Origin of the sequence: Pseudogemmobacter sp. W21_MBD1_M6, assembly GCF_052119585.1 — a bacterium.
Taxonomy (GTDB): Bacteria; Pseudomonadota; Alphaproteobacteria; order Rhodobacterales; family Rhodobacteraceae; genus JBGQOJ01.
The window spans coordinates 300591-312135 of sequence record NZ_JBGQOJ010000002.1; the positions used below are offsets into that span (position 1 = coordinate 300591).

General features: G+C 55.7%; 9 protein-coding genes and 2 pseudogenes. 7 read left to right on the forward strand and 4 right to left on the reverse strand.

All coding sequences use genetic code 11. The annotated features are described in order from the left end of the window. Window positions 1-275: 275 nt before the first annotated feature. Window positions 276-845 (forward strand): YcbK family protein, encoded by a 570-nt coding sequence (locus ACEN2R_RS05435; protein WP_442039995.1) that lies wholly within the window; start codon window positions 276-278, stop codon window positions 843-845. A 30-nt stretch (window positions 846-875) separates the two neighbouring features. On the opposite strand, the gene ACEN2R_RS05440 is transcribed toward ACEN2R_RS05435, so the two are convergent. Beyond that, the gene (locus ACEN2R_RS05440; protein WP_442039997.1) at window positions 876-2912 is read right to left on the reverse strand and encodes an ATP-binding protein; all 2037 of its coding nucleotides are present in this window, start codon (window positions 2910-2912) and stop codon (window positions 876-878) included. 469 nt (window positions 2913-3381) lie between these two features. Between ACEN2R_RS05440 and ACEN2R_RS05445 the strand changes: the two genes are divergently transcribed. The 4 genes and pseudogenes from ACEN2R_RS05445 to tnpC all read left to right on the forward strand — a co-directional run bounded on the left by ACEN2R_RS05445 (window position 3382) and on the right by tnpC (window position 6244). Beyond that, the gene (locus ACEN2R_RS05445) at window positions 3382-3699 is read left to right on the forward strand and encodes a hypothetical protein (protein ID WP_442039999.1); all 318 of its coding nucleotides are present in this window, start codon (window positions 3382-3384) and stop codon (window positions 3697-3699) included. A 55-nt stretch (window positions 3700-3754) separates the two neighbouring features. Then, complete coding sequence (tnpA, locus tag ACEN2R_RS05450) at window positions 3755-4135, forward strand: IS66-like element accessory protein TnpA (RefSeq protein WP_442040001.1); 381 nt, start codon at window positions 3755-3757, stop codon at window positions 4133-4135. Beyond that, complete coding sequence (tnpB, locus tag ACEN2R_RS05455; protein WP_442040003.1) at window positions 4132-4479, forward strand: IS66 family insertion sequence element accessory protein TnpB; 348 nt, start codon at window positions 4132-4134, stop codon at window positions 4477-4479. The genes tnpA and tnpB overlap by 4 nt, the downstream gene beginning before the upstream one ends. A 62-nt stretch (window positions 4480-4541) precedes the next feature. Further along, a pseudogene (gene tnpC / locus ACEN2R_RS05460) lies at window positions 4542-6244 on the forward strand (IS66 family transposase). Here the strand turns inward: tnpC and ACEN2R_RS05465 are convergent. Both ACEN2R_RS05465 and ACEN2R_RS05470 read right to left on the reverse strand, forming a co-directional pair. Next, window positions 6204-7184, reverse strand: a complete 981-nt coding sequence (locus ACEN2R_RS05465) for an arsenic resistance protein (RefSeq protein ID WP_442040005.1) — start codon at window positions 7182-7184, stop codon at window positions 6204-6206. The pseudogene tnpC and the gene ACEN2R_RS05465 overlap by 41 nt on opposite strands. 82 nt (window positions 7185-7266) lie before the next feature. After that, window positions 7267-8115, reverse strand: a complete 849-nt coding sequence (locus ACEN2R_RS05470) for a hypothetical protein (protein ID WP_442040007.1) — start codon at window positions 8113-8115, stop codon at window positions 7267-7269. Window positions 8116-8609: 494 nt separating this feature from the next. On the opposite strand from ACEN2R_RS05470, the gene ACEN2R_RS05475 reads away from it, so the two are divergent. Further along, complete coding sequence (locus tag ACEN2R_RS05475) at window positions 8610-9404, forward strand: ArdC family protein (protein WP_442040009.1); 795 nt, start codon at window positions 8610-8612, stop codon at window positions 9402-9404. Window positions 9405-9559: 155 nt separating this feature from the next. Here the strand turns inward: ACEN2R_RS05475 and ACEN2R_RS05480 are convergent, their stop codons facing one another. Further along, on the reverse strand, window positions 9560-11107 hold the full coding sequence (locus ACEN2R_RS05480; RefSeq protein ID WP_442040011.1) for a Fic family protein: 1548 nt from the start codon (window positions 11105-11107) through the stop codon (window positions 9560-9562). A 129-nt stretch (window positions 11108-11236) separates the two neighbouring features. Here ACEN2R_RS05480 and ACEN2R_RS05485 point away from each other — a divergent pair. Continuing rightward, window positions 11237-11359 (forward strand): annotated as a pseudogene (locus tag ACEN2R_RS05485) (zincin-like metallopeptidase domain-containing protein); the annotation flags it as partial. Between the last annotated feature and the right edge of the window lie 186 nt (window positions 11360-11545).

Below are 11545 nucleotides of genomic sequence, written 5' to 3' on the forward strand. Positions count from 1 at the left end.
GACAATCAGTGAAAGGTCATCACAAGTCCACCTGCATTTACCTTGATTTTCCGCCTGTTGCCCAATCGCTTCAATCTGTTCACGAAACATGTTCCGTTCCTCGCGTTCCATCACATTAAGCAGATTCTCGCCGATTTTCCTTGAGTTGGAACAGGACCGCCAATCTGGCCTTGGTTCGCGAATCAACATGTGCAATAAAGTTCCAACATTTGGGGATAAAGTCGGAAAAGCCGCAAAAGCGGCATCGGGCAGAATGACGGGACAGGCGCCTAGCAATGACAACTACGACATCAACTGGCTTTTCCAGACGAGCGCTTTTGGGCGCATTCGCAGCAACCGCCGTTATGGCAGCTCCAAGCTTTTCCAGGGCCGCTGGCTTTTTGCGCGGTGCAGGCGACATCCGGCGCATCAAGATGTATTCGGGCCGGACCGGTGAAAACCTTGATATGATCTACTGGGTTGACGGCGATTATGTTCGCGAGGCCCTGACCGAGATCAACCACTTCATGCGCGACTGGCGTCGGGACGAAGCGGTAAAAATGGACCCCCGCACGATTGACATCATGGCCGCCTCGCACAGCCTTCTTGGTATCAAAGAGCCCTACCTGCTCTTGTCCGGCTACCGGTCTCCGGCGACGAATGCGATGTTGCGCAGCAAGTCCAAGGGCGTTGCTCGGAATTCGTTGCACATGGTGGGCCAGGCTGCCGACCTGCGCCTCGCGTCGCGTTCTGTCAATCAAATGGCCAAGGCGGCGGCGTCCTGTTCCGCAGGTGGCGTTGGCCGCTATCCGCGCTCGAACTTCGTCCACATGGACTGCGGACCGATCCGCACCTGGGGCGGCTAACAGCCCGCACCCCGAAGTCGGCATTCGCCGTCATGCCAAAGGAATTGTAAAGCTGAACCGGCTTCCTTTTCCAACCTCACTTGTCACTTCGACGGTGCCCCCGTGAAGGGCCACGAGTTGCTTCACCACAGCAAGGCCCAATCCTGTTCCCCCCACTTTGCGGGTCGACGAGGCGTCGACCTGATGGAACTCGTTAAAAATCATATCCAGTTGATTTTCCGCAATTCCACAGCCGGTATCCTGCACAAAAAATTCAAGGACACTCCCGTCTTTCTGTGTCCAGATGCGAACACTTCCGCTTTCGGTAAATTTAAGAGCATTGCCAACAAGATTAAGCAGAATTTGCGTCAGACGGGTCGGGTCTGCCGCAACGATGTCGCAGCCAGCCTGATAGGTGAACTCTATCTGCCTTGCATTGGCGGTATCTTTGAACTGCTGATAGACCGATTTGACAATTGTCTCTGCCAAAACCGGCTGTGTCTCTAACTTCAGACTGCCGGATTCTGCTTTGGAAAAGTCCAGCATCTGGTTGATCAAATTCAAAAGGTGATCGCCGGATTGTTTCATTTTTCCACCCTGCCGCATGACAAGAGAAAGGACTTTCTCCAGCTCCCGGCTGAATTCATCGGCGGTCAGGGGCCTTGTTGCAAGCGCCGCGTTCAGCCCCTTCATTAGCGGTGACTTATCGGCATTTGCCAGCATCTGCGCATGCCCCAGGATAACAGTCAGCGGCGTCCGCAACTCGTGGCTGAGGACACTGATGAAGTCGGACTTTGCCCGGTTTGCAAGAACCGCCGCCTCTTTCGCGTTTCGCAGTTCGGTAATATCCACCCGAAAGCCTACCGTGCTTCCATCCGGCGTTTTCCGTTCTGAAACCCGGACCCAACGACCATCATCCAGTTGCTGTTCGGTGTCAGTATTCGCGGATTTATGTATCGCAAGCCGCTGGGAAATCCAGTCTTCCTCCTGCCCGGCGGCAACAGGATACTGCCCCCGCTTCACCCCTTCGCGAATAACCGTTTCAAAGGGCGTGCCCGGCCGGAACAGATCCTTGGTAAGGTGATAGAACTGGCGATATTTGGTATTGCTCAAGACATAGCGGTCATCCGGACCGTAGATGGCAAAGCCGTCATCGACCGCCTCGATCGCACTTGCCAGACGTTGCTCTGCCTGCCGTTTCTTTTTCAGAAGATGCACCGAGTACAGCGCCAGTGACAGCACCAATGCGGCGACAGAATAGTAGAGAACCAGGAATGCAACGTAGTTTTCGCCGTGAATGGGCCATCCCCCCTTGGGGATCGCCGCGATTTTCCATTTTACACTTGGCAGGGTAACATCGACCATCACGGCGTCGGATTCAAGAATTTCGGGCGTGCCAAAGAACACCTCTGCGATTTCGCCGTTCTGCGTGCGCAACAAGGCAACATCGAACGGCAAATTCGCGTCCAGCAGGCCAACATTGCGATAAAACCTCTCGGCACCGATAACGATCGACGCGATCCCCCAGAACTCGCCTTTTTCCACATGCAGTGCAGGCATGTGAATTGGCGTTCGACTGATGAACCCCTGACCGCCCTGAACCAGGGTTACGGGACCGGCAACAATTGTTTTATCAAGCATAAAAGCAAGGTTCACCCCATCCAGTTGCACAGCGGAGGTCGCGTAATCAAATCCTATGACCGATTTGTTTTCCTCGAAGGGATAGACATATTCGACGATATTGTTCCGTGCGACGGCCAGATTCAGAATTTCCGGATCACTGGCGGTCAGCCGTCTGGCAAGAGTGTTGTAGCGGTCCTGCGAAAGCTCCGGTTCCGCCTCGAAAGTCGCGACCAGTCCGCGGGCGACCAAAGACTTGCTGACCAGATTGCCTTCGATGCGGGCGCGCAGGGTGTTCAACTGTTCGACAATAGAGAGTCGGACGCCAAGCCTCGCATCCTCGGCATAGCGGCGCTCAAGCCCGATGCCCAGTGCGGTCAATACGATGAAGCCCGCGAGAATAACAATATAAGGCAGCCGTTTGAGCAGCTGATCGAGATACGACAGAATTTCCACCTTGCCCGGCAAACGACTTACCCTTCCCCATTCGGCCAACGCACTTTCGTTCAAGAGCGCCACCTATCATGTGCAATTATAATTAATCCACATGCGTTTCACAATCTAAGGTAGTGAGCCGTGCCGTGCAGGTGGGAATTTGGCATCAGTATGGATCGAATGCAGTTCATCCACACCATACAACGACGGGTCGGCGAATTCCGCCGTATTTACCACCAACGGAACCTGCGACCAATCGTTAGTCGTTACCGGCTGACAAAAGAAAGGTGATCGCCTTTGCTACGGCGGCTTAAACGGGCACCAATCGGATTTCAGCACGATGCACAGCGCAGACAAGCGTGTCGAATGATCCGCAATCATTTCTAACATAAAGAGAAAATGGTGCGCCTAACGCGAGAGGACTTGAACTCTCTCTTTGAAGCACTTGAGGCATGGGAACTCCATCTCACGCAACTAGACCTTTATGGTCGGGAGCGTCGATATGAAAAATCCCACGAATGATTTCAATACTTTAGCTAATCAGAAAATCATCAAGGCTCCCGCGCCGTTTTCGCTGCGACTGAGCTTTGATGAACGGGGCATCCTGGAACATGATGCTGCGGGGAAAGCGCTCGGCGCTTACATCCGTGATCGTCTCTTTGGCGATGACGTGACGCCTCGCACGACGCGGGGGAAGTTTCCGGTCAAGGATCAGGCCGCCCTCGGGCGCGTGCTCGGCGCGCTCGGGTATTCGCGTCTCTCGGCCAATCTCAACCGTAACCGCGCCATTGGCACCGCCTGCCTGAGGCTGGGGCGATGATCTAAGAGACGTCGCTAATGACGTCATTACTGACGTCTCTTATGCGGGGCCTGTGATGCGTGGCGAAATTCTTGGGGCGGAGCGGCGGCGCTTTTGGCGAGACGAGGACAAGCTCGAGATTGTCATGTCGGTTGGGATCGACGGGGCAACGGTGACACAGGTGGCGCAGCGCCACGAGATCACGCGGCAGCAGATTTATGCTTGGCGGCATGACCTCAAGAAGAAGGGTCTGTGGTCGCCCGACACCGGAGCGCTATTCTTTCCGTTGGACATGCCAGTCGCAGCGGGGGTTCCAGCAGTGCAGCCCCCGGTCGCTGAGGCACCGCCGCCGGTTGCTGTTGAATTACGCCTGCGCGGCGGGCGCAGCTTGCATTTTGAAAGCACGATCGATCCGACGGCGCTAACGTCCCTGATCCGTGCGGTGGAAGCAGCATGATCGGTCCTGGGACTGGTGTGCGTGTGTATCTGGCCTGCGGGGTGACCGATATGCGCAAGGGGATTGCGGGTCTGGCGGCGTTGGCCCAGGATGTGCTGCGGCAAAAGTCCGCCTGTGGGGCGGTGTTTGCGTTTCGGGGTCGTCGGGGTGACCGGCTGAAGTTGCTCTATTGGGATGGGCAAGGGTTTTGCCTCTACTACAAGGTGCTTGAGCGAGGCCGTTTCCCGTGGCCAAATGCCCAGGATGGGGCACTGCGTCTGACCTCGGCGCAACTGGCGATGCTGTGGGAAGGGATCGACTGGCGGCGTCCGGATTGGGGTGCTCCGCCCGCTCGGGTGGGGTGATTTGTTGCTGTTTTTTGCGTTATTTATATGGTTCTTCGACCTGATTTTTGGTAATCAGGCGCATGTTGAAACCCGCCGAAAACCTATCTGACGATCCCGCCGTTCTAAAGGCAATGATCGCGATATTGCAGGCAGAAAACGCCAAGATATCTGCCACGCTGCGGGTTCATGACCAACTGGTGCAGGCGCTTCGCCTGCGGATCGCCAAGTTGCAGAAACTGGCTTTTGGCAAATCCTCGGAAAAGATCGAACGCGAGATCGAGCAGCTGGAGCTGGCGCTCGAAGATCTGCTGGTGGCGGTGGCCGAAGACGATGAAGCGATCATCGACGAAGGGCCGGATGAGCCATCACCGGAAGCTGCCGATACGTCCGCTTTGCGTCGCCGGCCACGTGTCTCGGATGCGACCCCGCGCGAGCGCCGTGAACTTGATCCCGGCACTTGCTGCCCCGACTGTGGCGGTGATCTGCGCGCCGCGACCTTGGGCGCGCCTTCTGCACGACGGGTGAGGATGTCAGTGAACTTCTCTATATGATCGCCGCCCAGATGAAGGTGATCTGTCACCCGGCAGTCGATTGCTTGCAATCGATGAGAGGGCAGATCGCCCGCATCAAGAAATCCTGCCGCCGCTGCGAGCGGATGGTGCAGGAACCGGCCCCCAGCCGCCCGATCCCGGGCAGCATGGCTGGCCCGAACCTGCTGGCGCATGTGTTGGTCTCGAAGTTCGACGATCATTTGCCTCTCTATCGCCAGCACGAGATCTTCGCGCGCATGGGGGCTGATATCCCCGAAAGCACGCTTGTGGGCTGGTGTGGCCGCGCCATGAAGACTCTGTCGCCGTTGATCGAGCGCATCGAGTCGGACATCATGGGCAGCGACCAGCTGCATGCGGATGATACGCCGATCCGGGTGCTGGATCGCTCTTTGCGCGACAAGGGGCTGGGCAAAGGTGTCAAACAAGGCCGGATCTGGGCCTATGTGCGCGATCAACGCCCCTGGGCGGGGGCATCGCCACCGGGTGCTGTCTATCGCTTTGCGCCAGACTGGAAAGAAGAGCACGTTCTTGGCCACCTGGCCGATGCGCGCGGCATCCTGCAAGCGGACGGTTACAAAGGCTATGCCAAGCTTTACGCGCCTGGTTCCGATGGCACAGCCCGTCTGCGGAAGGCCGCCTGTTGGGCGCATCTGCGGCGCGACTTCCACGACTTCTGGACCTCGACCAAATCCGAGATCGCCCGCGAGGCGCTCGACCGGATCGGCGAGTTCTACGACATCGAGCGCGACATCACCGGTCAGCCCGCTGACGTGCGTCATGCGACGCGCCAAAAGCTTACCCAGCCCAAGGTGACGGCCTTCTTTGCCTGGTTTGGACAACAGCTCCTGCGTATCCCCGGCAAGAGCGATCTGGCCAAGGCCTTCCGCTATGGGCTCGCGCGGCAGGAGGCCTTCAACCTGTTCCTGACCGACGGACGCGTGGCCATCGACAACAACCCGGCAGAACGCGCCCTGCGCCCGATTGGCATAGGACGGAAAAACTGGCTCTTCGCGGGCGCCGATACCGGTGCGGAAACCTTGGCGCGGGCGATGACGGTCATTGAAACTGCCAAGCTGAACGGTCTCGATCCGCTGGCCTATCTGGCTGACATCCTCGATTGCATTCACGATCACAAGATCAACAGGCTGGATGAATTGCTGCCTTGGAATTGGGCGCCGAGGCAGGTGCAAGCTATGCCGGTGGGGCCTGTTCTTCCTGCGTGTTCGGGATGATCCACGGCATGATCTGAAGATAGATCAGCATGCCGAACAGTTCGATCAGTGACTGCAAAACGATTACGACTGTTGCCATCTGCCACTCGGCCGACAACGCCAAAGCCAGTGGCAGAACCACGAATGAGTTGCGGGTTCCCAGACTGAAGACGAGCGCGCGGCCCGCGCGCGGTTGCAACCGGAAAATCTTTGTAAGGATAATGCCAATGATCACGGCAGCGACAAGAAAGGCAATAAACACCCCGGCAACCTGACCGAATACGGGCAAAGCATTGAACACACTTTGCACCTGCGACGCTGCGATAAGGAAAACGACCAGCCCCAAAAGCGGCACGGGACACCAGCCAATCCGATCAAGAACCACGCTCCTGTCAGACTGCTTTGCGACCCAGCGTTCCAGCAGCGCTGCTGCAAGCAGGGGAAAGAGGATCAGCGTCACGAACACGGTCAAGATTGTTCCGGCCACGAATATCTCCGTGAAACTGCGCCCGATGAAAAGCCACAGATAGACCGGCAGTAAAGCAATCTGGACCAGTAGGTTGATGGGGGTAATCGCTATCGCGCGTCCGGTATCGCCGCCACTGAGGTGCGTGAAGGTAATATACCAGTCGGTGCAGGGAACCAGCAGCACAAGCAAAACGCCCAGTTTAATTGCAGGGTCGACAGGGACAAACGCCAGCAGGCCCCACACGACAAGTGGTATTGCAATGAAATTGCCTGCCAGCACGGCGCTGATGAATTGACGGTCTCGAAACGCCGCCGCCAGATGGATCAGTGGCACCTGCGTGAACGTGGCGAAGAGCAGAAGGCCCAACGTGGGCCACAAAAGCCACTCCAGAGCTGCCGCCTGGTTCGCGAAAAAGGTGCCAAACAGCAAACCGATGCAGACGGCCCCGAGGTAAATCCATACCTGATGTTGTTCGAGAGCAGCTTTGCCCAAAATGCACCTACCAATCCCATGCGGATATTCCACATATCGCACACAGAGGCAAAAGCCTCTGCCGGACGATCAACTGTCGAAATTATATCGACCGGCTAACTGGCTGGGCACCGTCCCGACATTCAAGCCGCAAAGGCGCGGTATCAATGGTGTGCTTACAATCTATGATGCTTTCAAGAGTGTCTTTTTGCAGCGCCACCGACATCAAACTCCGAAACTCGTTCATATTTTTTTGCGTGGTGTGTCGACCTTCAAACTCTGCCCCGGTGGCAAAAGCCTGAGCGCCTGAAAAACACACGGCAGCCAGCACTGCGTTATAGTCCTTGCTTGCTGAATCTCCCACCACAGCATTTTCGTTGTAGCTCTCCAGCAGCATTTCGATTTGCGTTTTGAGGTTGGAGTCCTGAATAACAAGGCTGGCACCATTCACCGCGTTTTGCCAAAGTGTATTTCTGTTGCTGTCCAGAGCTGTTTTTAACCCATTCTTCGCTAGAGATAGCAGACTGCCTAGCTTCTGAACGCTTGTGTGCTCTCCGCACTCACCAGCTTTCACCTCGACAAACCAGATTTCTCTTGTGGTCTCATGATGCAAAACCAGATCAAAACCCTTTTTGATAGAGTCTTCTTCCATGTTGAAGTATGGTGATGCTGCGCGAAATTTGCTTTCAAAGTGCAAGAAGAGCACATGCGTTAGAAGTTCGCCTATCATACCCTTTTGTGTGTCGGCGGATTTGGTATCGAATTTCTCAAAGAAAGCTGTGAGGGTCATTTTGTAGGAGTAGAGAACCGACTTTCTCGATGCCTTTGCTGCTCCGTGGCAAATCTCGGACAGGCGCATGCGGATGACTTGCTTCAACTCATCGGATATATCTTCAATTGTGAAACATAATGAGTCCGTTTCACTCTTTTCGAATTCAATGCCTTTCAACATAAAGCTTCTACATTTCCTCAAAACAGATTTGACATCAGGCGTGCATGTTTACTTAATCTGCTGATTTTTTTAGGTATTATCAGGTTCGCCCAAGACCTACTCCAATGCAACTAAAAAGATAATAAATGATCACTCATACACTTTATGACGCGCCTTACAGGTCGGGCTGTCGTAAACCGTGCCAGCCTGTGGCGGTCACGGCCATACGGCGTCCATCCCTTGCGCATAGTTGTTTGCCAGCCCTGAGGGGCTGAACCTTTTTTCATGAATGGGGTCTGCGACCCCGTCTTCCGTCAAGACCACGCTCTTCGCATGCGCTTCGGGCGCAGCCAGCGGTTTCCCCGTCCTTCAGCGCCCCTCCCTTCGGTCGGTTCTTGTGCAGGGCGGGTGATCCCCCTCCGCTGTCTGCGGTCTTGACGTTCTCCCCCCGCTCATTGGCGTGCGCCTAGCTCGGTTGCATGTGCAACCGACTATCCAATGAAGGGAAAAAGACAATGAAACAGGATATTTACCAGAAAGAAACAGACAAGATCATCGCCGATCTGGAGCAAGGCGAACTGACATGGCTGAAGCCGTGGAGTGCAGCAAACACCGAAGGGCGGATCATAAAGCCCCTACGTCACAACGGCATGCCCTACAGCGGAATCAACGTGCTGGTGCTTTGGGGCGCAGCGATGGAAGGCGGGTACATTTTCCCGTTCTGGATGACCTTCAAGCAAGCGAAGGAATTCGGGGCGCATGTCCGCAAGGGCGAGCGCGGCAATTTGGTCGTTTATGCCAACACCATCACCAAGACCGAAGAGCAGGACGACGGCAGCGCGGAAGAGCGGATCGAGCATGCAGAAGAATTCTTTGCGGCGACCCGTGCGGACATCCGCAGCGGCGGAAACAGGGCTTACTATAGCGGCGGCAGTGATCACGTGCAGATGCCGCACTTTGAGAGCTTCCGCAGCCCCGAAGCCTACTATGCAACGCTTGCGCACGAGCTGACTCACTGGACGAAGCACGAGAAGCGCCTTGATCGTGAATTTGGGCGCAAGTCTTGGGGCGATGAAGGCTATGCCCGCGAAGAGCTGGTTGCCGAGCTTGGCGCGGCGTTCCTTTGTGCTGATCTGGCTTTGACGCCTGAGCCTGGCACCGACCACGCCGCCTATATCCAGAGCTGGTTAAACGTTCTGAAGAACGACAAGCGCGCGATCTTCAGCGCCGCAGCCCATGCCCAGAAGGCAGCGGATTTTCTGCATGGTTTTCAACAGCAACCCCAACAGCAGGAAGGAGTCGCCGCGTAAGCGGCGGCTTTTCCTTTAGCCGATAGCAAAAAATTCGCGCCCGCATTAGCGGGCGCGGAAAAATTTGCGCATCAAATGCTACGCAAATTAAAGGAATATGAGTATCAGACGATATGCACGTTAAGCTGGTTCACCAATTCCCCGATTCTCTATTTTCACGCTTCGAACAACTCTTGATAAATCGCTTCGACTTGCCCAACCTCATCTTGCGAGAGCGGCGCGAACTCTTTGTCTCGTGCTCTCTTGGACAGCAAGCCACCATTTTTCTTGAGAAAGCTGAATAGTAAATCCACGGTTGACGCGGGCATCTCGATCATCGCCTCCACGCGCGATTTGAATCGGTCATATTTTTCAAGATATGCAGCCTCTTCCGGCAAGTCGTTCTCGATAGTCTTTTGCACGCATTCAAACAGGAATTCCGCGTGACGGGTGGCGTCAAAATATCGATAGAAGTCATCGGTATCATTGAGGACGCGCACATTCATTTTCTCGGTTGGCTCCCAATCGATCACGGGCAAAAGCCGCTGCGAGTAGCTTTCAAGGACGCGGCGATAATCGTCTATCCGCTCAAGAATGGCTGATGAAACCGGAAACACGATGCCTGTCGGATTGAAGCCGCGCGCGGTCAGGACATGGTGGATCAGATAGCGATGAATCCGCCCGTTGCCGTCCTCAAACGGGTGGATATAGACAAACCCGAACGCCAGTACCGCCGCAGCAATCACCGGATCAATGCCGTCAGCATAACTGCGATCAAAATCAATCATCCCCTGAATCAGGGCGGGCAACCCTTCATGGCGCGCGCTGATATGATCGGGCAGCGGCATGCGCGAGTCCTGCTCATGCTCGCCGACAAAGCCGCCTTCATCGCGAAAGCCAAGGCGGATAAACCGCTCCTCACCGATCACGATCCGCTGCAAGCGCAAAAATTCGTCGCGGTCGAGGGGCTGCTTGCCCGCTTCCCCGATGGCCTTGCCCCAACGCTGGATGCGATTGTGCGGCGGTGCTTCGCCTTCAATGGCGTAGCTGGACTTGGAGTCTTTCAGCAGCAAAAACGCGGCAGTGCGCGCCAGAATGCCCGCTGAAATCTTGCCGACAACGGCGCGTGCCTGTTCATCAAGCTTGGCGTTTACCATTTGCTCAAGTTTGTCGGTGCGCCGCACAAGCGGGCAGAACTCAGGTGTTCCTGGCAAGTTGTTGCGGACGCGGTGGCGGGTCGATGTTTCGCCCTTGACCGCCCATTGAAGCTTTGTGTCTACGATGTCGGCATAGGTGCCTGTTTTGGCGTCGGGAAGATCAAGCGCGCGATCCAGCAGCCATTCATACAAAAACCAAACGCGGCGCGTATAGGCGCTGGTCGGTTTGGCAGCAACAATGCCCGCAAGCTCGGCAGCATCCAACGCAAGGAACAGGCGTTTCAGGATGACAAGATCAAGACCTTCATATTTTAGAGCAAAAACAAGATGCCCTTCGAGCGTTGATTGCGGCTCATGCCGTGGCGTATAGATGCGCCAGCCGCCTTCCTCGTAAACCTTGTGGCGCTCACCAATCGCGCTGAGCGTGAGCGGCAGCGGCACCTTGAGATCGTAAGCGTCAATGAGGGCAGCGTACCCCACGGGCAAAGCACGTTCGGGGAGCCTGCTTTCCTGAAAAACGCTTACTGGCCCTGAAAAACGCTTACTTTCTGTAGTTTTTGATGACATCCGCTTCTTGGCCTCGAAGTATATTTACAAATCTCATCATCTCATGAAAAACGGTTACTTTCAATGAGAATCTGGTGAAATTTATGATATTTCCTGAAAATTGATTACTTCCTGCCGTCAGGATTCAAGCACGAGCTGACCCACTCCAAACGCCTTGACCGTGAATTCGGGCGCAAGTCATGGGGCGATGAAGGTTACGCCCGCGAAGAACTGGTTGCCGAGCTTCGCGAAGCGTTCCTTTGTGCCGATCTTGCTCATGCTGCCGCAAGACATCATGGGGCTGCCCGAAGACAGGCAACTCCTGTTCGTGAAATCCGCCCCGCCCGTGGTGGGCGAGAAGGTTCGCTACTGGGACATCGCACCATGGAGCGACTGGGCGGCGGCTAACCCGATGGAAGGCGATCATCCGCGCGGCGGCAAAGCCGCAGTGCGCCTGCG